Below are 22,598 nucleotides of genomic sequence, written 5' to 3'. Positions count from 1 at the left end.
GCCTCACGGCGCAGGGCCGCTCTTGGCGGCTTGTTTTTGGGACCCGGGGCTGCCGCGACCCGGCGTGCTCGAGTCCCCATTGTAACGGCCCTAGCCCAGACCACGCGCCAGTTCGACGTGGCCAGCGGCCTCGAGCTGTTCGGCCATCGTCAGCATCCTGCGCACGTCGGCGTCGGGCACCTCGGTGAGCGCGGCGCGCCCCGCCGCGACGACCCGGGCGAAGGCCGAGGCACGGAAGAGGACGTCGGCGAACTCACCGGCCGCGATCCCGCGCAGCACCTCGTCGATCATGTGGCGCAACTCATCCGGACCCGGCGGATCGGCCACCCCGGCGACCACCCGGGCGAACTCCGCACGCGCCCGTCCGGCCTCGAACTGCCGCGCCACACCGGCCGGGTCGGCGTACACCCACGAACGGAGGAGGTAGAGCCGCCAGAGGCAGCCCGACAGCGAGTCGGCCGACGCGTGCGACCAGACCTGGGCGATCGCCTCGATGCCCTCGGTGTCGGCGAGGTGGACGAGGCGTTCGGCGACATTCGCGTCGTCGCTGTCGTGCGCTCCGCGCACCAGGAGTACGGCGGCGCGCTCGGCCGCTTCGGTCACGAGCGCCGGATCGACGCCATCGGCGTGGTCCTCGAAGAACGCAGCCTCCCGCGGGACGGGGCGATGGTGCGGACGGGACTCGGACACCCGGACAGCGTAGGCCCGTCGCGGTCGGAAGGGCGTCAGAGTGCGTCGAATGCCTTGCGCAGCCGCACGTCGGAGACGGGGCCGTCGGTGCCGAGGTGCTGGGCCCACAGGGACACGCGGTACTCCTCGAGCATCCAGCCGATGGCGCGCAGACCGGCGCCCGCGGGGCGACCCTCGGGAAGAGCGGCGACCCGCGCCAGCCAGGCCTCCTGCAACGGCTGGACGAGATCGAGTCGCTGGCGGTCGCGGCCCAGGGCCGCCGGTCCCCCGGTCTCCAGGGCCTGCCGGCGTTCGCGCATCGCGGCCAGCCACGGGCGGTAGCGACGCAGGCGCGCGGCGCCCGCCTCACCGACGAAGCCGTCGTGGACCAGTCGGCCGAGCTGGGCCTTGAGGTCGGTCAACGCCGGCAGCATCAGCATGTCGGCCCGGCCGCTGAGCAGCCGCTCGACCTCGCGCCAGGTCTCCAGGACGCGCAGCAGCTCGGCCAGCACCTGGCGCACTGCGGGTGCGGCGGCCGTGCGCAACGGGGCCAGCAGGTCGTCGTACTCCTGACGGGTGCGGATCGGTCCGGCCGCGTCGACCGCGTCGACCACGACCGCACGCAGGCAGTCGGCCAGCAGGGCGGGGACCCCGGAGTAGGGAGTGCCGGCGAGGCCGAGCTTCTCCACGTTCGTGAAGCCGTCGACGATGCCGGCGAGCGGCTTGGTGCCGAGGTCGAGCAGGACCAGCCGGATCACGCCGAGCCGGTGCCGCGCGTCGCGTTCGTCGGCGGAGCCGAACACCTGCAGGCCGACGGTCGTGCCTTCGTCGACCAGGCCGGGGTAGGCCTCGACCTCGTGGCCGGCGCGGGTCCAGGTCGCCGTCGCCGGGATCTCGTCGAACACCCAGGTCTTCTCGCCGGTCCTGGCCACCCCGGAGTCGGACGCGACGGCCGCCATCGCCTTCTCGAACTGCGGTTGCAGCGGGGCCTTGAGGTCGGTCAGCGACTTGCCACGACCCTGCACCCGGCCGGACTCGTCGACCACGCGGTAGGTCGGCGTGAGGTGGGCGCCGAGGTTGGCCAGGTCCCACGCGTCGCGCGGGACGTGGACGCCGGTCGTGGAACGCAGGTGGCGTTCGAGGGCCACCAGCAGCGGCTCCTCCCCCGCGGGTACGGCGGCCAGGAACTCCCGTGCCGTGTTGGGCGCCGGCACGAAGTTCACGCGCAGCGCCTTGGGCAGGCTGCGGATCAGCTCGGTGACCAGCTCCTCACGCAGGCCGGGCACGATCCACGAGAAGTCCTCGTCATCGACCCGGTTCAGGGTCGACACGGGGATGTCGATCGTGAGGCCGTCGTCCTTCGCGCCCGGCTCGAAGTGGTAGCTGATCGGGAAGGTCAGGCCTCCGGCCAGCGACCACTCCTCGGGGTAGTCCGCCTCGCGGACCTCGTCGACCGTGTCATGGGTGAGCATCGCCGGGTCGAAGGTGAGCAGCTCCGGGTGCGCCTTGCGGGCGTCGCGCCACCAGCGGTCGAAGTGCGCGCCGCTGACGACACCCTCGCCGACCCGGGCGTCGTAGAAGTCGAACAGGGTGTGCTCGTCGACCACCAGGTCGCGGCGACGGGCACGGTGCTCCAGCTCCTCGGCCTCGGCCAGGAGCTTCCGGTTGTGCTGGAAGAAGCGGTGCCGGGTGTCCCACTCGCCGTAGACGAGCGCGTGCCGGATGAACAGCTCCCGGGACAGCGCCGCATCGATCCGTCCATAGGTCACGGCGCGATCCGCGACCAGCGGGACGCCGTACAAGGTGACCCGCTCGCGGGCCATGACCGACTGCCGCTTCCGCGACCAGTGCGGTTCGGAGTAGGTCCGCTTCACCAGGTGGTCGCCGAGCCGCTCGGCCCATTCCGGCTTGATCTCGGCGTTCTGGCGGGCCCACAGGCGACCGGTCTCGACGAGCTCGCCGGCCATCAGGAACTGCGGGTTCTTCCGGGCCAGGCCGCTGCCGGGGAAGATCGCGAACTTCGCGCCGCGGGCGCCGAGGTACTCGCGGGGACCCGGCCGGCGGTCCTTCGGGGTACGGAAGCCGGGCGCCGGCTTCTCCCGCTCCTCGAGCAGTCCGACGTGCGAGAGCAGGCCGGACAGGAGCGCCTGGTGGATGCCGTCGGCGTCGGGGTCGCCCGTGCCGGCCGCGACCTCGGTTCGTACGCCGATCTCCTTGGCCACCTGCCGCAGCTGGCTGACGAACTCCTGCCACTCCCGCACCCGCAGGTAGTTGAGGAACTCCCGCTTGCACATCCGGCGGAACGCGCTGCCCGACAGCTCCTTCTGCTGCTCGCGCACGTGGCGCCACAGGTTGAGCAGCGTGAGGAAGTCCGAGCCCTCGGCCTTGAAGCGGGCATGGAACTGGTCGGCCTGTGCCTGTTCCTTCGGGCGGTCGACGCCGGGGCGCTCGCGCGGATCCTGCAGCGACAGGGCCGCCACGATGACGAGGACGTCGCCCACACAGCCGAGTCGTTCGGCCTCCAGGAGCATCCGGCCCAGCCGCGGGTCGATCGGGAGCCGGGCGAGGCGGCGACCGATCTTGGTCAGGTCGCCCTGCCCGGACACCGCACCCAGCTCCTCGAGCAGCTGCACGCCCGCCTGGATGTTGCGGCGGTCGGGCGGTTCGACGAACGGGAACCGGGCGATGTCGCCGAGGCCCAGCGACGTCATCTGGAGGATGACCGAGGCGAGGTTGGTCCGGATGATCTCCGGGTCGGTGAACTCGGGGCGTGCGTCGAAGTCCTCTTCGGCGTACAACCGGATCGCGATGCCCGCCGCGACGCGCCCACAGCGCCCGGAGCGCTGGTTGGCGGAGGCCTGGCTGATCGGCTCGATCGGCAGCCGCTGCACCTTGGTGCGCACGGAGTATCGGGAGATCCGCGCGACGCCGGTGTCGATGACGTAGCGGATGCCCGGGACGGTCAGCGAGGTCTCGGCGACGTTCGTGGCGAGGATGACGCGACGCCGGGAGCCGCGCGCGGGCTGGAAGACGCGGTGCTGCTCGGCGGCCGACAACCGCGAGTAGAGCGGGAGCACGTCGACCCCGCGCACGCCGTCAGCGAGGGGAGCGAGCGCCTCGGCGGTGTCGCGGATCTCGCGTTCGCCCGGGAGGAAGACGAGGATGTCGCCGGGCCCCTCGGCGGAGAGCTCCTTGACCGCGTCGACGATCGCCTCGGTGGGGTCACGGGCGAACCGCTCGGCGTCCTCGTCCTCCCCGGACTCCTCGATCAAGGGCCGGTAGCGGACCTCAACCGGGTAGGTGCGGCCCGAGACCTCGATGATCGGGGCGGGCGTCCCGTCGGCGGCCGCGAAGTGCTCGGCGAAGCGCTCCGGATCGATCGTCGCCGACGTGATGATCAGCTTGAGGTCCGGCCGCTTGGGCAGCAGCTGGCGCAGGTAGCCCAGCAGGAAGTCGATGTTGAGGCTGCGCTCATGGGCCTCGTCGATGATGATCGTGTCGTAGCGACGCAGCATCCGGTCCCGCTGGAGCTCGGCCAGCAGGATGCCGTCGGTCATCAGCTTGATCCGGCTGGCCTTCGACGTCTTGTCGGTGAAGCGCACCTGGTAGCCGACGAGGTCGCCGAGCTCGTCGGAGATCCGCTCGGCCACCGAGCGGGCCGCGATCCGGCGTGGCTGGGTGTGGCCGATCATCCGCACCCGGCCGTCGTCGCCGCGGAGCCCGCGTCCCAGCTCGAGGCAGATCTTCGGCAGCTGGGTCGTCTTCCCGGAGCCGGTCTCGCCCGCGACGATCACGACCTGGTGGTCACGGATCGCCGCGGCGATGTCCTCGCGACGGGCGCTGACCGGCAGGTCGGGCGGGTAGGTGATGTCCACAGCCCGACCATTCTCCCGCTCCCCCGCAACCAGTTATCAATCGGTGCCGGACGCAGGGCCATCCGAAGGCCGCCCGATTCGCTTTTCGTCGTGTGGCCTGGGTTACAGTGGACAAAGATTGTCCGACAATCTGGCAATCCACCGGAGATCCTCCGGTGCCATCAGGGTGACGGAGGGAATTCCATGAGCATCACCACTGATCGCAGCGTCCTGACTCCCCGACGCACCGCTGCGGAGGTGGCCCGAGCCGAGGCCCGGACCGCGCACAACTACCACCCCCTGCCCGTGGTGCTCAGCCACGCGGAGGGCGCCTGGCTGACCGACGTCGACGGTCGCCGCTTCCTCGACCTGCTCGCGGGCTACTCCGCGCTGAACTTCGGCCACAGCCACCCGCGCCTGCTGGCCGCCGCGCACGCGCAGCTGGACCGGCTCACCCTGACCAGCCGCGCCTTCGTCCATGACCGGTTCGCCGACTTCTGCGCCGCCCTCGGCGACCTGTGCGGCAAGGACATGGTGCTACCGATGAACACCGGCGCCGAAGCAGTGGAGACCGCGATCAAGGTCAGCCGCAAGTGGGGGTACGACGTCAAGGGCGTCGCCGCCGACCAGGCCCGGATCATCGTGGCAGCCGGCAACTTCCACGGTCGCACCACCACGATCGTCGGCTTCTCCGACGACCCCGACGCCCGCGACGGCTTCGGACCCTTCACCCCGGGCTTCGACATGGTTCCGTACGGCGACCTGGCCGCGATCGAGGCCGCGATCACCCCGGACACCGTGGCCGTGCTCATCGAGCCGATCCAGGGCGAGGGCGGCGTGATCATCCCGCCGGCCGGGTTCCTCGTCGGACTCCGGGAGCTGTGCACCCGCGAGAACGTGCTCTTCGTCACCGACGAGATCCAGGCCGGACTCGGCCGCACCGGCAAGACGTTCGCCTGTGACCACGACGGCGTCGTGCCCGACCTCTACGTCCTCGGCAAGGCGCTCGGCGGCGGCATCGTGCCCGTCTCCGCAGTCGTCGGCAACCGCGACGTGCTCGGCGTGCTGCACCCGGGACAGCACGGCTCCACGTTCGGCGGAAACCCGCTCGCGTGCGCGGTCGGCCTGGAGGTCGTGTCGATGCTGGCCTCCGGCGAGCACCAGGCGCGCGCCGACCAGCTCGGCGTCGTACTCACGGAGCGACTGCAGGCGATGGTCGGCAACGGCGTCGTCGGCTTCCGCACCCGCGGCCTGTGGGCCGGCGTCGACATCGACCCATCGCTCGGCACCGGGCGTGAAGTCTGCGAGCGCCTGATGGCACACGGCGTCCTCGCCAAGGACACGCACGGCTCGACCATCCGGCTCGCGCCGCCACTCGTCGTATCCACCGACGACCTCAACTGGGGAATGGACCAACTCGAAGGGAGTCTGCGGTGACCGCGGCCCAAGGAAAGCGCAGCATCAACCAGGTCGGCGTGATCGGCCTGGGCAAGGTCGGCGAACTGGTGGCAGGACTGCTCACCGACGCCGGCTTCAAGGTCAGCGGCTACGACGCGACGCCCCACCCGGGGCTGCGCTTCGAGACCGCTGAACTCGACGTCAGGGACGCCACGGCGCTGCAGGACGCGCTGCGCGGTGTCGACGCCGTCGTCTCGTGCCTGCCGTACGACCGCAACATCGAGGTCGCCGAGGCAGCGGCGGCCGTGGGCTGCCACTACTTCGACCTGACCGAGGACGTGCCCACCACGCAGCGCGTGATCGAGCTCGCCGGGCAGACGCCGGGCGTTGCCTTCGTGCCGCAGTGCGGCCTGGCGCCGGGACTCATCGGCATCGTCGGCGCCTCGCTCGCCAAGGGCTTCTCGGAGATCCGCTCGATCGAGCTCAAGGTCGGCGCGCTCCCCCAGAACCCCACCGGGCTGCTGGGCTACGCGTTCAACTGGTCGGCCGAGGGCGTCGTCAACGAGTACCTCAACGACTGCGAGGTGCTCCGCTCCGGTCGCCGCCAGATGGTGCCGGCGATGGAGGAGAAGGAGCGCGTCGTCATCGGCGGCATCGAGCTCGAGGCTGCCCTGACCTCCGGTGGCCTCGGCACCATGTGCCAGTCGTACGAAGGGCGCGTGCAGCGCCTCGACTACAAGACGCTGCGCTACCCCGGCCACTTCGACCAGATGCACTTCCTGTTCGACGAGCTCGGCCTGCGCGACTGCCGCGAGGAGGTCGGGCGGATCCTGGTCAAGGCCAAGCCGCCGGTCAACGACGACATCGTCTACCTCCACGCCGCCGTCGAAGGCATCAAGGACGGCCAGCCGTTCCGCGAGAACCACGTGCGTGGCTACCTGCCCATCGAGATCGACGGGCGCATGTGGCGCGCGATCTCGTGGACCACGGCCTCCTCGGCCGTCGCCGTCCTCGAGCTCGTCGCCGACGGCAAGCTGCCGCAGGAGGGTTTCGTGCGGCAGGAGGACATCACTCTCGAGGACCTGCACTCCACGCACGCAGGTCGTCGTTTCAGGGACTACGGAAAGATTTCGGCATGAGCACCCCCACTGACCTGGCAGCCCGTTCGCGGGAGATCCTCGCGGCCCTCGGCGCCGGCGACCCCTTCACTGCTGACGGCGCGCTCGTGTCCCGGACCCCGATCGACGGGTCCGAGCTCGGACGCCTCCCTGCGCACAGCGCGGCCGACGTCACGGCTGCGGTGACCGCCGCCCAGACGGCCTTCGAGGACTGGCGTTCGGTGCCCGGTCCGGTCCGCGGCCAGCTGGTGCGCGAGCTCGGCAACCTGCTGCGCGAGCACAAGGACCTGCTGGGCGAGCTGGTCTCGATCGAGGCCGGCAAGATCCGCTCCGAGGGCCTCGGCGAGGTCCAGGAGATGATCGACATCTGCGAGTTCGCGGTCGGCCTGTCCCGCCAGCTGCACGGCCTGACGATCGCGTCCGAGCGACCGGGCCACCGGATGATGGAGCAGTGGCACCCGCTGGGCGTCATCGGCGTCATCAGCGCCTTCAACTTCCCCGTGGCCGTCTGGTCCTGGAACGCCGCCCTCGCGTTCGTCGCGGGCGACGCCGTGGTCTGGAAGCCGTCGGAGAAGACCTTGCTGACCGCGCTCGCGTGTCAGGCCCTGGCATCCGAGGCTGCCCGCAGAGTGGGGGCGCCGCAGGGGCTCAGCCAGCTGGTCCTGGGCGAGAGCGCGGTCGGCGAGGTACTGGTCGACGACCCGCGCGTGCCGCTGGTCTCGGCCACCGGCTCCACCCGGATGGGCAAGCTCGTCGCGCCGCGGGTCGCCGCGCGCCTGGGCCGCTGCCTGCTCGAGCTGGGTGGCAACAACGCCGCCGTCGTCGCGCCCTCGGCCGACCTGGACCTCGCGGTCCGTGGCATCGTCTTCTCGGCGGTCGGCACCGCCGGCCAGCGGTGCACGTCGCTGCGCCGCGTCATCGTCCACGAGTCCGTGCACGACGAGCTGATCGACCGGCTGTCCAAGGCCTACGGCACCCTGTCCATCGGTTCGCCGCTCGACGCGAGCACGCTCGTCGGTCCGCTGGTCGACGCCGCCGCGACCGAGGGCTTCCTCGGTGCGGTCGAGCAGGCGCAGGCCGACGGAGGCCGCCTGGTCACCGGTGGTGGCAGAGCCGACGGCGTGCAGGGTGGCCAGTACGTCGTACCCGCGATCGTCGACATGCCGGCGCAGACCGACATCGTGAAGACGGAGACCTTCGCCCCCGTGCTCTACGTGCTGAAGTACGCCGACCTCGACGAGGCGATCGCGCTGCACAACGAGGTCGCACAGGGCCTGTCGTCGGCGATCTTCACGCTCGACGTCCGCGAGGCCGAGCTGTTCACCTCGGCCGTCGGCTCGGACTGCGGCATCGCCAACGTCAACATCGGTACGTCGGGCGCCGAGATCGGTGGCGCGTTCGGTGGCGAGAAGGAGACCGGTGGCGGGCGCGAGTCCGGCTCGGACGCGTGGAAGGCCTACATGCGGCGCTCGACCAACACGATCAACTACTCGACCGAGCTGCCGCTGGCCCAGGGGGTCGAGTTCGGATGAGCCTGATCGGCGCGACCGAGCTTCGCGCCCGGTTCGCCCGGTCGCTGTCGGCGCTCTACGGCTCGGAGGTCCCGGCCTACAACACGCTGGTCGAGGTCTCCGAGGCCGTGAACGCCGACGTGCTGGCAGCGCTGGGCCCCGGGGCCGAGCGCCTCGGGTCGATCGGGCGCGTGACGGCCGAGCGGCACGGCGCGATCCGGGTCGGGACGCCCGAGGAGATGGCCCAGGTGGGCCGGATCTTCGGGGCCTGCGGGATGTACCCGGTCGGGTTCTACGACCTGCGCGAGGCCAACCCACCGATCCCGGTGGTGTCGACGGCGTTTCGTCCGGTCGACGTCCGGGAGCTCGCGGTCAACCCGTTCCGGGTCTTCACCTCGCTGCTCGTGCCCGACGACCGGCGCTTCTTCGACGCCCGCACGCAGGCCCAGCTCGAGGAGTTCCTGGGCGCGCGGAAGCTGTTCCCCGACGAGCTGCTCGACCTCGCCGACCTCGCGGAGAAGGGCGGCGGGCTGGAAGCGGTCGATGCGGACCGGTTCCTCGAGCTGGCCACCGCGTCGTTCGCGCTGTCCCCCGAGCCGGTCGATCGTGCGTGGTACGACCACCTCGAGGCGATCTCGTCCGTCGCGGCCGACATCGGTGGCGTGGCCTCGACCCACATCAACCACCTCACGCCGCGGGTGCTCGACATCGACGAGCTCTACCGCCGGATGACCGAGCGCGGCATCGCGATGATCGACCGGATCCAGGGCCCGCCGCTCACCTCGAAGCCTGCGGTCCTGCTCCGGCAGACGTCGTTCCGCGCACTCGCCGAACCACGGATGTTCCGCGAGGCCGACGGCAGCCTGGTTCCGGACGCACTCAGCGTGCGATTCGGGGAGGTCGAGGCGCGCGGCGTCGCCCTCACCCCCGCCGGTCGTGCGTTGTACGACGACCAGGGGCTGGCCGCATTCCCCGACACCGAGCAGGGTCTCCACGACGCAGGTCTCGCCTACTACCGGCGCGATGCCGACGGCGTGCTCCAGCCGATCGTCTACGAGGACTTCCTGCCGAAGTCGGCGGCCGGCATCTTCGCCTCGAACCTCACCTCCGACGGGTCGGTGAACGCCGCGCAGCGTGCGTCGTCGAGGGACGCACGGTGGCTGCAGGACGCCCTGGGCCGCACCCTGCACGACCCTTACGACCTGTATGCAGCGCAGGTCTGAGTCAGTTCAGAGCGCTTCGACGTTCTTCACCAGCGAGTGGCTCGTGTGCCGGATGGCCAGGCCGATGACCGGACGCACGGCCCGCTCCATGGCCTTGCCGGCGGGACCGCCCGGCAACGTGTAGCTGATCCACGCGTCGACGCGCGTGCGTCCTTCGCCGAGGTCGGTGAACGTCCAGCGCTGGGTGTTCTGGATGCCCTTGATCGAGGTGAACTCGATGCGCTCGTCCAGCGCCCAGTCGGTGCACCTGATCCGCGACTTGAGCGGGACACCGACCTTCATGATGCCGTCGTACTCCGCGCCGACGCCTCGCACCTGGTCGGTGACGGGGTCGATCTTGCTCAGCCCGTACATCCAGTCCTTCGTCGTCGTGAAGTCGTCGACGTACGCGAAGACGGTGCCGATCGGAGCGTTGATCTCGACGCTCTGCTCCACCAGGTTGCTCACGGCGAGGATTCTGGCATGCCCACTACCGCGGAGGCGGCAAGGCGTCGGTCGCCTCGAGCTGGCCCATGCCGGTGACCATCAGCAGGTCGGCGACGATCGCGCGCAGCTGGGCGAGGATCGCCTCGGCGGTGAGGATCTCGCTGCGTTCGACGACCCCGGTGGCGGCACCCACGGCGAGCACCACGTCGCGGGCCTCGATCGCCAGCCGATCGGCCGCGAGCTCGTTGGCCACGGCATCGGCGGCAGCGGCGAGGTCGGCCGTGACGCGTGCGTACGACGGCGGCACCGGCCGGTTCCGGTAGGCCGCGAGCGCGACCTGCCTGACCAGGACACGGGTGCTGCGCAGGGAGCGATCGAGCGGGTCGACCAGCTCCACCATCTGGCGCAGGCCTTCGCGGTGCCGCACCCGGAACGGCGACGAGCTGACGACCGACATCCCCTCCTCGGCCGCCGACTGCAGCTCCCGGATCATCCGGTCGGTCGCCCGGGCATCGGCGAGCAGGTCCAGCGCCGGGCCGACCTCGCCGTCGACCATCGCGTCGGACGCCGCCCGCAACAGGTCGGCGATCTTGCGGGCCACCGCGGCCGCCTGCTCCCGCGGCCTGCGCAAGGGTGCGGCCGGCACGATCATGGCGGCGACCAGCGCGACCGAGCCACCGATCAGGGCATCGGTCCACCGGAGGAACGCACCCCCCGCATCGGGCATCAGGGCCGCGACGACGATCGACTGCACCGCCGCCTGGGTGACGAAGAGCTGGCCCGCGTCGAGCAGCAGCGCGGTCGACATGGCCAGCAGCACGATCAGCCCGATCTGCCATCCGCCGGAGCCGATGCCGGCCACCAGGACGTCCGCCACGAACACACCGATCGCGACGCCGAGGGTGACCTCGACGACGCGCCGCAGGCGCTGTCCGTACGACGTCCCGAGCGACACCACCGCCGCGATGGGCGCGAAGAACGGCGTCTCGTGACCGATCAGGTCGGCCGCGATCCACCACGCCACCCCCGCGGCGATGGCGCACTGGACCACGACCCACAGCTTGCTGCGCCAGCGGTCAACCCGTCCCCGGAGCGACAACCGGCTCCGGGTCCACATCCGGTCGAGGGACGCGTCCAGGGTCAGACCACCTTCAGATCATCGGTGTGGGCATGAACTTCTTCGACACCAGCGCCACGATGTCCTCGTAGCGCGAGCCGGTGAACTTCTGGAAGTTGTGCAGGGCGTGGGCATCAAGGCCGACCAGCACGCGTGCCTGGTTCTTCGTGATGCCCTTGATGATGATCTCGGCTGCGCGCTCCGGTGTCATCTTCGCGAGCTTCTCGTCGAACAGCTTCGCCGTGGCGGCCTTGTCCTCCTTGTCGGAGACCCGGGCGTTCCGCGCGATGCCGGTCTTGATGCCGCCCGGGTGCACGGACGTCACGCCGACCTTGTGACCGGCGATGAGCATCTCCTCGCGCAGTGCCTCGGTGAAGCCCCGGACCGCGAACTTCGTGGCGTTGTAGGCGCTCTGGCCGGGGATCGCGAGCAGGCCGAACAGCGAGGAGAGGTTGACGACGTGGCCGTCTCCCGACTCGATGAGGTACGGCAGGAACTCCTTGGTCCCGTGCACCACGCCCCAGAAGTTGATGCCGACGATCCAGTCCATGTCGTCGTACGCGAGGTCGACGGCGTTGCCGGCGAGGGCGACGCCTGCGTTGTTGATGACGACGTTGACCTGGCCGAAGTGATCGGCGACGTCCTTGGCGTAGGCCACGAAGGCCGCACGGTCGGCGACGTCGAGCCGTGCGCTGTGGACGTCGGGGGCTCCTGCCTTCTCCGCGAGCGCGACCGTCTCGGCGAGCCCGGCCTCGTTGACGTCCGAGAGCGCGAGGCGGGCACCCTTGCCTGCGAAGTTCAGTGCGAGTGCGCGGCCGATGCCGGAGCCGGCTCCGGTGATGACCACGACCTTGTTCTTGAAGTCCTTCACTTGCTGACCTTCTTCCTGGCTCGGGTCTTGACGGGGGTGCTGACCGGCTCGACGTCGTACTTGTCGAGGTCGAACTTTGTCAGGTGCTGGCGGAACGTGAACGTCTGTCCGGGCCAGAGGGTGGTGTTGTTGCCGAACTTGTCCAGGTACCAGCTGGCGCAACCGCCGGTCTGCCACACGGTCGGCTTCATCTTCTGCCGGATGTCGGCGGTCCACTCGTCCTGCGCGGACTGCGTGGGCTCGACCGCACCGAGGCCTTCACGCCGCATCGCCTTGGCGGCCTCGACGACGTACTTCACCTGCGACTCGATGATGAAGATGATGCTCGAGTGGCCCAGGGCGGTGTTCGGACCGACGATCTGGAAGAGGTTCGGGAAGCCGTGGATGGTCGTTCCCTTGTACGCCGCCATGCCCTGCTCGTTCCACAGGTCGGCCAGCGTCCGGCCGTCCTTGCCGGTGACGTGCTCGGCGATGGGCGGCTCGGTGACGTAGAAGCCCGTGGCGACGACGAGGACGTCGATCGGCCGCTCGGTGCCGTCGGCCGTGACCACACCGGTCGGCGTGATCTTCACGATCGGGTCGGTGACCAGGTCGACGTTGTCGGCAGCGAGCGCGGGGTACCACTTGTTGGAGATCAGGATCCGCTTGCAGCCCGCGCGGTAGGTCGGGGTGACCTTGGCGCGCAGCTCGGGGTCCTTGATCGCGCCGTTGATGTTCTTCCTGCCCTGGGCCTCGACGACCTTGAGCAGGTCGGGGAACTTCGCGAACGCCGGCACCCGGCCCTCGAGGGTCGAGTAGACCGCCGATCGCGCGGCACGCTGGAGGCCCGGCACCTTGCGGAACGCCGTCTTCTCGAGGCTGGTGAACCTGCGCTCGTTGCGCGGGATCACCCAGTTGGGAGTGCGCTGGTAGACGTCGACGTGTCCCGCGATCTCCTGGAGCTCGGGGACGAGCTGGATCGCGGACGCGCCGGTCCCGATCACGGCGATGCGCTTGCCGGTCAGGTCGACGTCGTGGTTCCACCGGGCGGAGTGGAAGATCTCGCCGTCGAACGAGTCGATGCCGTCGATCTCGGGCAGGCGCGGCTCGGAGAGTCCGCCGGCGCAGGAGACGACGGTGCGGGCGGCGTACACACGGGGGCCGTCGGGGCCCTCGGTACGCACCGTCCAGCGCTGGGTCGCGGCATCCCACGTCGAATCGATGACGGCGGTGTTGAAGACGAACCGGTCGAGCGTGCCCGAGTCGCGGGCGACCTTGCGGATGTACTCGAGGATCTCCGGCTGCGGGGAGTAGACCTTCGACCAGTCCGGGTTGAGGGCGAACGAGTAGGAGTACAGCTGGCTCGGGACGTCGCACTCGGCACCCGGGTAGGTGTTGATGTGCCACGTGCCACCCACGTCGCTGTCCTTCTCGATCACGACGAGGTCGCGCTCGCCTGCCTCGTCGAGCTTGATGGCGGCGGCCAGTCCGGCGAAGCCGGCGCCGACGATGAGGTGGTCGACCTGCGTGGGAGTCGTTGTTGAACTCATGGGAGGACGCTATTGCCACTATTGAATATCTGTCAATAGAATGGTCCACGTGACGGCCACCACCCACTCCCGCACCCGCCTGACGCCCGACGAGCGACGCAGCCAGCTGCTCGACCTCGGCGTGCAGTTGCTCGCGACGCGGTCGCTCGAGGAGCTGTCGATCGACCTCATCGCCGAGGAAGCCGGCATCTCGCGCGGCCTGCTGTACCACTACTTCGGGGGCAAGCAGGGCTACTACGAAGCCGTCGTGCAGCGCGCGGCCGACGACCTGTACGAGCAGACCGCTCCCCCGCCGGAGGGCGAGCCACTCGACCGGTTGCTCGTCTCCCTGACCGGCTACGTCGACTACGTCGTCGCCAACACCGCCGGCTACCGCTCGCTCGTGAAGGCCGCTTCGGGGAGCAACGACAAGCTCCGCGCGATCTACGAGACCACCTTCGCCGCGCTTGCCGACCGGTTCTTCACCGCCGACCCCGACAACCCGATCATCCAGGACACCCCGCCGGTCCGCCTCGTCATCCACGCCTGGCAGGCCATGGTCGAGGACCTCGTCCTCACCTGGATCGACGACGACGCCGGGCTGACCCGCGACGACCTCCTCCAGCTGATCACCGGTTCCCTCCCCGCGATCGGCGCGCTCCTCCCCTGACACGAAGTGTGGGTGTTGGGGGCACGAAGTGTGGGTGTTGGGGGCACGAAGTGTGGGTGTTGGGGGCACGAAGTGTGGGTGTTGGGGGCACGAAGTGTCAGTGCCTGCGGCGCTTCCAGCGGTACGACGGCTCGTCGGGACCCCGCGCGTAGATCCGCTTGCTGGCACGCTCCGGGCTCCGGCTGTCGATGGCGGCTCGTAGCTCACGGAGCCAGGCCTCACGCTGCCCCGGCCCGAAGTCGTGCTTGCGCAACACCAGGATGATCCAGCCCTCGTCGTCGAGCTCGCCCCGGCGACCGTCGTCGTGGTCGCGGTCCTCATCCGTGGTGTGGTCCTCCTCGCCGTCGTACTCCACTCCGATCCGGAGGTACGCGTAGGCGTTCTCGACCCGAGCTCGCCGCCCGCTCGGCAGGACGACCCACACCTGCGCGGCCGGAACCGGGAGGCCTTCGTCGTGGATGATGATCCGCGTCCAGGACTCGGGGCGGGAGTCAGCCTGGTCGGTCGACAGCGGGATCAGTTCGCGCAGCTGTCTGCATCCTCGGCGGCCAGCGAAGCGCGGGAGCATCGCGCGGAGCTCAGCCTCGGTGATGCCGAACGCACGACGGAACGCGTCGAGAACGGCCATCGCCTGCCACCGCCCCCGCAGGCACACCAGGTCGCAGACCGTCCGGAGGGGTGTCGTGACCCGGACGCCCTGCACGACGGTGATCTCCGACTCCAGCAGGTCCCGTTTGCCGCCAAAGATCCCCCGGCGCCTGGATGGGTTGTTGCAGTTGACCGACACCACGTCCAGGTCCGGCACGAGATCGTGTTCGGCGAACTCGAGGACGTCGACGCCGTGCAGCCACGCGGCCGAGCGGTCACAGACGACCGCGTGCTCGGGCAACACCAATGAGGCTGCCCGGGCCCGCAGCTCCACTCCGTCGGCGGCCGACGCGTCGACGTACACGTCCGAGAGGATGCGCCGGACCGTTCCCGTCCGGACCCAGTCGCGGACCTGGTCGCGGGTGGCTCCGCCGGCCACGGCCATGGCGCTGGTGAACGGGCGGTCAGCGACGCGATCGAGGAACTCCATGGCGACGACGATGGATCGAGACGCCACCGCCCACGCAGATCTGGTCCGACCCTGTGGAGGAGAGGTCCGTATCCACAGGCTGCGCGGGGCTCTCGGGCATTGAACGTCACCAAAGTGATGGACGAGGCACACCTCGATATCCCATTTCCCACACTTCGTGCCCCCACGAGGCACACCTCGACACCCCAATTCCCACACTTCGCGCCCTAGGGTGAGCACGTGCGCATCGACTTCCATGGTTCAGCGGCACCCACGCTGGGGGTGGAGTGGGAGTTTGCGCTGGTGGATCGGGCGACCCGCGACCTCCGCAACGAGGCGGCCCACCTGTTCGCGCGGGCCAAGCCGCGGATGCCGGAGCCGGAGAAGCTCCACAAGGAGCTGCTGAAGAACACCGTCGAGGTCGTCACCGGGATCTGCCCGACGGTGAAGGACGCGATGGCGGACCTGCGCAACACGCTGCGATACGTCGTACCGGCGGCCGACGACCTGAACATCGACCTGTACGGCGCCGGCACGCACCCGTTCGCCTCGTGGACCGGGCAGCAGCTGACCGAGGGCCATCGGTACGCCGAGCTGATCAACCGCACGCAGTGGTGGGGCCGGCAGATGCTCATCTGGGGAGTGCACGTGCACGTCGGCCTGCCCGAGCAGAGCCGGGTGATGCCGGTGATGTCCGCGCTGCTCACCTACTTCCCGCACCTGCAGGCCCTGTCGGCGTCCTCGCCGATCTGGAACGGCGTCGACACCGGCTACGCGTCGAACCGGGCGCTGATGTTCCAGCAGCTCCCGACCGCCGGCCTGCCGTTCCAGTTCGAGCGCTGGGAGGAGTTCGAGCAGTTCGCCAGCGACCAGATCGTCACCGGCGTCATCGACGACCTGAGCGAGATCCGCTGGGACGTGCGCCCGGCCATCAAGCACGGCACGCTCGAGAACCGGATCTGCGACGGCGTCTCCACGCTGAGCGACATGTCAGCACTGGTCGCCCTCATGCACTGCCTGGCGATCTGGCTCGACGACCGCGCCGCCGCCGGCGAGACCCTGCCGACGATGCCGCCGTGGCACGTCCAGGAGAACAAGTGGCGTTCCGCGCGGTACGGCGTCGAGGCCATCGTGATCCTCGATGACAAGTCCAACGAGCGACTGGTCACCGATGACCTCGCCGACCTGATCCCGCAGCTGGAACCCACCGCGGCGAAGCTCGGCTGCGAGGAAGAGCTGGCGTCGGTGATGGACCTGCTGAAGCGCGGACCGTCGTACGCCCGGCAACGGGCCGTTGCCGAACGCACCGACGGCGACCTCGTCGCGGTCGTCGACTCGGTCGTCACCGAGCTCCGCAGGGAGCTCGACCAGTAGGACCGAGGGAAGGACCGACCGGACCGGTCAGCGGACCTTCGGCAGGAACTCGATCCGGCACCCGTCGTCCACGCACACAGGAGTCTCGGCCCAGACCAGCGCCGACTCGAAGATGGCGCCCGTCGACTTCATGACCTGGACACCGGTGAACTTCGTGTCGTTGTAGGCCTTGACCACGAACACCACGTCGGCCTTGCCGTCGCCGTCCACGTCGCTGAGCTTTGCGCCCTGGAGGGCCCGGTCGCCGATGTCGGACTTGCCGGTGAACCCGGACACCACCTTGAGCTGGCCGCTGGACACGTCGTAGACGGAGACCGTGATCTCCTCGTCGTAGGAGTTGGCCTTGACCCCGACGATGTTCGTCGTGCCGTCGCCGGTGACGTCGCCGACCAGGAAGGCGTCGTCGTAGATGCTGCTCTTGTTGATGGCGCCGAGCGTGAAGGTCTTGCCCGTGGAGGTCAGCAGCGCGTAGCCGCGGTCGCCGGAGTAGTACTTCGTGTAGGCCTCGTCGGTGAGGCGTTCGGCCGGCAGCTCGGCCCACAGGTCGGCGTCGCCGTCCTTGTCGAAGTCGCCCGCGGTGATCCACGTGGAGTCGATCACCGCATTCGGGATCGACAGCCAGAGAACCGGCGCCGCGAACGTGCCCTTGCCGTCGTTCAGCAGGACGTTGACGTCGACGACCTTGTCGTTGGAACCCGCGATGGCCAGGTCCTGGTCACCGTCACCGTCGAAGTCCCCGTTGACGACGCGGATCGTGCCGCTGTCGTACTCCCTCAGGGACGAGAACGACATCGTGAAGTTCTGGTCACCGGGGAAGTCGCCGTCGCTGGAGGCCAGCGTCACCTGCTTGCCCGACAGCACGAACTTCCAGGTGAGGTTCTCGTTGACGCCGTCGCTGTCCCAGTCGAAGTAGATCGCGTCGGGCTCGTCGTACGGCTCGACCGCCACCTCGGACAGCTCGAAGCCGTTGCCGTTGCTGGTCGCGGTGACCTTCTTGACGTCGTCGTAGTCGTGGTAGACGTAGTAGAGCGCGTCGCCCTTGTCGTCACCGGTGATGTCGCCCTGGACGGCCACCTTGCCGCTCGGCTCGACCGGGTCGGACCCCTTGGACGAGGACGAGTCGTCGTCCTGCCAGGGCTGCACGACCGCGAGGACGACACCGGCGCCGACCCCCAGGAGCAGGACCAGGCCGAGGGTGAGCCAGAGCCACAGCTTGCTCTTCTTCGGCGGTCCGGACTGGTAGGCCGGGAAGGCGTTGCCATGGGCCCCGGGGTACGGCGTCTCCAGCGAATGCCCGGACGGCACGTGGCCGTAGGACTGCTGACGGACGGGCGAGGCGACCGGCGGAGCGGTCGGCGGCAGCCCCTGCGGGGCGTGCTGCGGCGGACCCTGCGGCGGCGGACCCTGCGGGGCCGCGGTCACCGGCGGGGCGGTCGGCGCGGCTGCCTGCGGCGGTGACGCGGGCGGTGACGCGGGCGGTGACGCGGGCGGTGTCGCGGGCCGGACCTGCGTCGGCTCTGGCATCCGGCGGCGTTCCTCGGTCCAGCCGTTGCCATCCCAACGACGCTCCCAGCCATTGCCGTCCGGATACCAGCCTGCGGGGGTCGAGAAATCACTCACGCCGAGTCTCTCCCACGCCGACACCGTCCTGAAACGTCGGAAGTGCTTGTGAGGGTCCCCGCGACGCGCGAGTATCGAGGTCCTGCAACGAAAGGGGCCCCTGTGGTTTCTGCTCCCGCCTTCCGGCCGATCGACCCGACCTCCGCCGGCTTCCTGCTGGCCGAGAACCGCAACATGCCCATGCATGTCGGGTCGCTCCAGCTCTTCGAGAAGCCCGACGGCGTGGGTCCGGACTACATCCGCGAGATGTTCGAGTCGATGCGGGACACCGAGAAGATCGCGCCCCTGTTCCTCAAGCACCCGTACCGGTCCGTGACCACCGCGGGCGCGCTCTTCTGGCGCGACGACGACCAGTTCGACATCGAGCACCACGTGCGCCACAGCGCGCTCCCCCAGCCCGGCCGGGTCCGCGAGCTGCTGGACCTCTGCGGCCGACTGCACTCCACGCGCCTCGCGTGGGAGCGGCCACTGTGGGAGACGCATGTCATCGAGGGCCTGGCCGACGGCCGGGTGGCGATGTACACCAAGATGCACCACTCGCTGGTCGACGGGATCTCCGCGATGCGACTCCTGGCGAGCGTGCTGTCCACCGATCCCGACCGCCGCAACATGCCGGCGCCGTTCGCCGAGGGTGCCTCCCGCAAGAAGAAGGTGCCCGAGGCCGAGTCGCTGCCGGCCGCGGCGGCAGGTGCGGCCGGCGCAGTGGCCCGTACGGCGGCCGACCTGCCCGCCGACGTGTTCCGCTCGGCCCTCAGCATCAGCGGAGAAGCCGCTGGCATGCCGCTGGCCCTGATGAAGACGCTCCGCAAGGGCATGCGCAACGAGACGTCGGCCGTGTCGATGTCGGCCCCACGCACGATCTTCAACCAGTCGATCACCGGAGCACGACGCTTCGCCGCCCAGGACTGGCCGACCGAGCGACTGCGTACCGTCGGCAAGTCCACCGGGACCACGATCAACGACGTCGTGCTCGCCATGTGCAGCGGCGCCCTGCAGTCCTACCTCGACGAGCTCGGCGAGCTGCCCGACGCTCCCCTCGTCTCGATGGTCCCGATCGGCCTCAACGCGAAGCAGGCCGGCCAGGCGTCCAGTGCCGGAGGCAACGCCGTCGGCTCGATCATGGTGCGCCTCCCCACCGACGTCGCCGACGCGGGCGAGCGGCTCCGGTCGATCAGCCGCTCGATGAAGGACGGCAAGGAAGCGCTGTCCTCCATGACGCCACTGCAGATCGTGGCGATGAGTGCGATCGGCATGACCCCGTCGATCGTGCTCCCCTTGCTGGGTCTGCAGGGGATCGTCCAGGCGCCGGTCAACCTCGTCATCAGCAACGTGCCCGGTCCGCGGGTGCCGCACTACTGGAACGGCGCGAAGCTGGTCGGCAACTACCCGCTGTCGATCCCGATCAACGGCATGGCGCTCAACATCACCTGCACGTCGTACGACGGCAACATGGCGTTCGGGCTGACCGGTTGCCGTCGTACCGTCCCGCACCTGCAGCGGTTGCTGACCTACCTTGACGACGACCTCGCGGCTCTCGAGAAGGCGGCCGGGCTCAGCTGACTATTCGGGGCCGAGGCCGCCGCCGATCTGATCGGCGACGGCCCGGAGCCGCGCACGGGTGATGGCGGAGACGGTGGCGTAGCCGGCAAGTGCTGCGTTCGAACCGGCGCGCGTCGGTTCGGCGGAGTTCACCGAGAGGCAGGTACGACGACCGCCGTCGGCCAGGTTCGCGAGCGCGACCGCGTGGCCGGTGGTGCCGCTGCCGGCGAAGTAGTCGAGCACGCGGCAGTCGTCCGGCATGGTGTCGAGGATGCGGCGGATCAGGCCGGTCGGCTTCGGTGACTCGAAGACGTGCCCGAGGATCGCCTTGAGCTCGGCGACGGCCGTGTCCGTGGAACCGATCTCCTCGGACAGCCAGATGGTGCGCAGCTTCTTGCGGCGCCCGCCCACGGGGTGCAGCCAGTCGCGCTGGTAGACGTCGACCCGTTCACCCGTGCCACCCTGCACGACCCGGCACTCGAGGTCGTCGGGCCGCTCGTCGATGCGGGGGCGCGACCAGCGCCAGACCGCCGGAGCGCCGTCGCCGAACACCGGCTTGACCTCCACTGCGCCCATGAACGGCGCGGTCGCCACCCGTCCGCTGACCGGGTCGCCCCACACCGCGAAGTGCAGGGTCGGTGCGGTCAACGGGTTGAACTTCTTGTTCGTGTTGCGCAGGGGTAGCCGTCGGTAGCGCCGACCGTCATCGGCCACCAGCGGGAAGTCCGCCTCCACGACGGTCGTCGAGGACGACGCGTCGAGGACACACGACGCCGCGTCCTTCGCATAGGCCAGGACGTACTCGTGCGAGGTCGCGAAGCCGCGCCCCAGCTGCCGTCCCTTGGCGTTGAGATTCACCACGATCTGCGCGAGGAAGTTCGCTTCGCCGTACACCTCGTCCATCAGCAGGCGCAGGTGCGCGACCTCGTGGTCGTCGATGCTGACGAAGATGGCGCCGGTGTCGGCCAGCACGCGGTGGCCGGCGACCAGCCGCGGCCGCAGGTACTCGACCCAGGCGACGTGCCGACCCGCCGCTCCGGCCCCACGGGCGCCCTTGAAGTCGTCGTTGTAGGCGAAGCCATTGCCCGTGTTGTAGGGCGGGTCGAGGTAGATCAGGTCGAAGGAACCAGCCGCGAGCGTGGGCAGTACGTCGAGGTTGTCCCCCTCGACGAACGTGTTCCACGGTGCTCCGTCGACTCCCATGCTCGCCATCGTGACAGGCTCACCCCGTGGCCCGTCGTACCTTCTCCCGCTCGGAGCTCGAGTCGTTCCGCGACGCGGAGGTCCCCGACCTCCTGCCGACCGGACCGGGCGAGCCGCTCCGGCTGCTCTTCGTCGGCATCAATCCCGGGCTGTGGACGGCTGCGACGAGCACGCACTTCGCCCACCCGGGCAACCGTTTCTACCCGGCCCTGTTCAAGGGCGGTGTGATCGAGCGACCCATCGATCCGGCCAACGGGATGACCGACGAGGACCGGGCGATGATGCGGGCTCGCGGCATCGGTATCACCAACCTGGTGCGCCGGGCGACGATCAAGGCGTCCGAGCTGACGGCCGCCGAGCTGCGCGATGGCGGTGCGGCGCTGACTGCACTGGTCGCGGCGAAGAAGCCGCGCGTGGTCGCCGTCGCCGGAATCACCGCCTACCGCACGGCCTTCGGACAGCCGAAGGCCACGTCAGGGCGTCAGCCGGAGGACCTGGCCGGAGCCGAGCTCTGGGTGGTGCCGAACCCGAGTGGGCTGAACGCGCACGAGACGGTGGCGACCCTCGCCGAGGCCTACCGCGAGGTCGCCGTGGCGGCCGGGATCGTCACTCCGGGTTGACCAGCTCGCCGTCGAAGGTCGCATGGGCGGTGTCGTTGCCGACGTCGTCATCGACCGTGATCTCGACCCACACGGGCGATCCCGCCATGTGGTGGACGACGAGCACGCCCTCGTCGGATCCGGCACCTCGCCGATCCCGGGCTGCCGACAGCAGCGGAGCAAAGGTGTCCGCGTCGAAGTCACCGAGCTCGAACGGAGTACCGCGGTCCGAGCTGGCGTACATCAGGCTGAGCACGTCCGGTTCCCAGCGACTCCACGAGTAGACAGCGACGTCCCCCGTCGAAGGCGAACTCGGGACGCTGACCGATGCGCTGTCCTCCCGGAGAACCGCGGCCACGAGCTCGTCGTCACCAGTCGCCTCCTCGAGCAGGTCCGACAGGTGCTCGATCCCTTCCGCCGTGCGCGGGTCAGGACCCTCCTGGCTGAACTCCGTCGCCCCGTCGTCGTCGGCGTCCAGGTTGCCCGCGACGGCCACGCCCCCGAGGAGGGCAACGATGGCGAACAGCTTGTACAACGTCCGGATGAGGACCCGGTTCCCCGCCTCGATGCTGGCCTGGTCGGCGGCCCGTTTGGCGGCCCGTTTGGCGGCCCGTTCGGCGGCCTGCGATCGAGCCCGTGCGGCGCCGGAGACGGGCGTTGCGGGGACAGCGGGCGGCTCGGGCTGACGTTGACGGTAGGTGGCCCACGGCTGTTGCGCGGCGACCTCGGGTTCGACGTCGTCAGGCGCTGGGGCCTGGTAGTGCCGCCAGAGCCGACGGGCCTTGCGCTCCCGTTCCCGTCGGGCGTCCCGGGGGTTGTCGGGGCCGGCCGTCATGGCGCC

18 protein-coding genes are annotated in these 22,598 nt (G+C 69.8%); 8 read left to right on the top strand and 10 right to left on the bottom strand.

All coding sequences use genetic code 11. From position 1 onward, the window contains the following. Positions 1 to 90: 90 nt before the first annotated feature. Complete coding sequence (locus ACOACQ_RS07615; protein ID WP_378603142.1) at positions 91 to 690, bottom strand: hypothetical protein; 600 nt, start codon at positions 688 to 690, stop codon at positions 91 to 93. Between the two features lie 35 nt (positions 691 to 725). Further along, positions 726 to 4,544: an ATP-dependent RNA helicase HrpA gene (gene hrpA, locus ACOACQ_RS07610; protein ID WP_420288006.1), complete on the bottom strand. Its 3,819-nt coding sequence runs from the start codon at positions 4,542 to 4,544 to the stop codon at positions 726 to 728. 183 nt (positions 4,545 to 4,727) lie between these two features. Between hrpA and rocD the strand changes: the two genes are divergently transcribed. Genes rocD through ACOACQ_RS07590 form a run of 4 tightly spaced genes read left to right on the top strand, consistent with a single transcriptional unit; the run spans position 4,728 to position 9,773 of the window. Next, positions 4,728 to 5,960 carry an ornithine--oxo-acid transaminase gene (rocD, locus tag ACOACQ_RS07605; RefSeq protein ID WP_378603154.1) on the top strand — a complete coding sequence of 411 codons (1,233 nt, stop codon included), beginning with the start codon at positions 4,728 to 4,730 and terminating at the stop codon, positions 5,958 to 5,960. Then, complete coding sequence (locus ACOACQ_RS07600) at positions 5,957 to 7,060, top strand: saccharopine dehydrogenase C-terminal domain-containing protein (protein ID WP_420288005.1); 1,104 nt, start codon at positions 5,957 to 5,959, stop codon at positions 7,058 to 7,060. Before rocD ends, ACOACQ_RS07600 begins: the two co-directional genes overlap by 4 nt. After that, positions 7,057 to 8,571 (top strand): aldehyde dehydrogenase family protein, encoded by a 1,515-nt coding sequence (locus ACOACQ_RS07595; protein ID WP_420288004.1) that lies wholly within the window; start codon positions 7,057 to 7,059, stop codon positions 8,569 to 8,571. Before ACOACQ_RS07600 ends, ACOACQ_RS07595 begins: the two co-directional genes overlap by 4 nt. Next, positions 8,568 to 9,773: a 2-oxoadipate dioxygenase/decarboxylase family protein gene (locus ACOACQ_RS07590; protein WP_378603163.1), complete on the top strand. Its 1,206-nt coding sequence runs from the start codon at positions 8,568 to 8,570 to the stop codon at positions 9,771 to 9,773. Before ACOACQ_RS07595 ends, ACOACQ_RS07590 begins: the two co-directional genes overlap by 4 nt. Before the next feature lie 6 nt (positions 9,774 to 9,779). Here the strand turns inward: ACOACQ_RS07590 and ACOACQ_RS07585 are convergent, their stop codons facing one another. From ACOACQ_RS07585 to ACOACQ_RS07570, 4 genes are read right to left on the bottom strand one after another with little or no spacing between them, the layout of a single operon-like run. Next, positions 9,780 to 10,220: an SRPBCC family protein gene (locus ACOACQ_RS07585; RefSeq protein WP_378603166.1), complete on the bottom strand. Its 441-nt coding sequence runs from the start codon at positions 10,218 to 10,220 to the stop codon at positions 9,780 to 9,782. Positions 10,221 to 10,242: 22 nt separating this feature from the next. Then, on the bottom strand, positions 10,243 to 11,316 hold the full coding sequence (locus ACOACQ_RS07580) for an FUSC family protein (RefSeq protein ID WP_420288003.1): 1,074 nt from the start codon (positions 11,314 to 11,316) through the stop codon (positions 10,243 to 10,245). Between the two features lie 34 nt (positions 11,317 to 11,350). Continuing rightward, positions 11,351 to 12,187: an SDR family NAD(P)-dependent oxidoreductase gene (locus ACOACQ_RS07575; protein ID WP_378603172.1), complete on the bottom strand. Its 837-nt coding sequence runs from the start codon at positions 12,185 to 12,187 to the stop codon at positions 11,351 to 11,353. Continuing rightward, entirely contained in the window at positions 12,184 to 13,716 is a 1,533-nt protein-coding gene (locus tag ACOACQ_RS07570) for a flavin-containing monooxygenase (RefSeq protein ID WP_378603175.1), read from the bottom strand. Before ACOACQ_RS07570 ends, ACOACQ_RS07575 begins: the two co-directional genes overlap by 4 nt. A 40-nt stretch (positions 13,717 to 13,756) precedes the next feature. Here ACOACQ_RS07570 and ACOACQ_RS07565 point away from each other — a divergent pair, with 40 nt between their 5' ends. Further along, positions 13,757 to 14,365: a TetR/AcrR family transcriptional regulator gene (locus ACOACQ_RS07565; protein ID WP_378603178.1), complete on the top strand. Its 609-nt coding sequence runs from the start codon at positions 13,757 to 13,759 to the stop codon at positions 14,363 to 14,365. Between the two features lie 97 nt (positions 14,366 to 14,462). On the opposite strand, the gene ACOACQ_RS07560 is transcribed toward ACOACQ_RS07565, so the two are convergent. Next, complete coding sequence (locus tag ACOACQ_RS07560) at positions 14,463 to 15,443, bottom strand: hypothetical protein (RefSeq protein ID WP_378603181.1); 981 nt, start codon at positions 15,441 to 15,443, stop codon at positions 14,463 to 14,465. A gap of 219 nt (positions 15,444 to 15,662) precedes the next feature. On the opposite strand from ACOACQ_RS07560, the gene ACOACQ_RS07555 reads away from it, so the two are divergent. Then, positions 15,663 to 16,796, top strand: coding sequence for a glutamate--cysteine ligase (locus tag ACOACQ_RS07555; protein WP_378603184.1), 1,134 nt, complete (start codon positions 15,663 to 15,665; stop codon positions 16,794 to 16,796). 27 nt (positions 16,797 to 16,823) lie between these two features. Here ACOACQ_RS07555 and ACOACQ_RS07550 read toward each other — a convergent pair whose 3' ends face one another. Further along, the gene (locus ACOACQ_RS07550) at positions 16,824 to 18,416 is read right to left on the bottom strand and encodes an FG-GAP-like repeat-containing protein (protein ID WP_420288002.1); all 1,593 of its coding nucleotides are present in this window, start codon (positions 18,414 to 18,416) and stop codon (positions 16,824 to 16,826) included. 102 nt (positions 18,417 to 18,518) lie between these two features. On the opposite strand from ACOACQ_RS07550, the gene ACOACQ_RS07545 reads away from it, so the two are divergent. Continuing rightward, positions 18,519 to 19,976 (top strand): WS/DGAT/MGAT family O-acyltransferase, encoded by a 1,458-nt coding sequence (locus tag ACOACQ_RS07545; protein WP_378603190.1) that lies wholly within the window; start codon positions 18,519 to 18,521, stop codon positions 19,974 to 19,976. Here the strand turns inward: ACOACQ_RS07545 and ACOACQ_RS07540 are convergent, their stop codons facing one another. After that, positions 19,977 to 21,167, bottom strand: coding sequence for a site-specific DNA-methyltransferase (locus tag ACOACQ_RS07540; RefSeq protein ID WP_420288001.1), 1,191 nt, complete (start codon positions 21,165 to 21,167; stop codon positions 19,977 to 19,979). Between the two features lie 17 nt (positions 21,168 to 21,184). Between ACOACQ_RS07540 and ACOACQ_RS07535 the strand changes: the two genes are divergently transcribed. After that, positions 21,185 to 21,778 (top strand): mismatch-specific DNA-glycosylase, encoded by a 594-nt coding sequence (locus tag ACOACQ_RS07535; RefSeq protein WP_378603196.1) that lies wholly within the window; start codon positions 21,185 to 21,187, stop codon positions 21,776 to 21,778. Here ACOACQ_RS07535 and ACOACQ_RS07530 read toward each other — a convergent pair. Then, positions 21,765 to 22,592, bottom strand: coding sequence for a hypothetical protein (locus ACOACQ_RS07530; protein WP_378603199.1), 828 nt, complete (start codon positions 22,590 to 22,592; stop codon positions 21,765 to 21,767). The genes ACOACQ_RS07535 and ACOACQ_RS07530 overlap by 14 nt on opposite strands. Positions 22,593 to 22,598: the final 6 nt, after the last annotated feature.

Source organism: Nocardioides sp. CPCC 206347 (genome assembly GCF_048654605.1).
Lineage (GTDB): Bacteria > Actinomycetota > Actinomycetes > Propionibacteriales > Nocardioidaceae > Nocardioides.
Note: the sequence above shows the minus strand (reverse complement) of the source record. Positions and strands in the feature narration are given on the sequence as shown.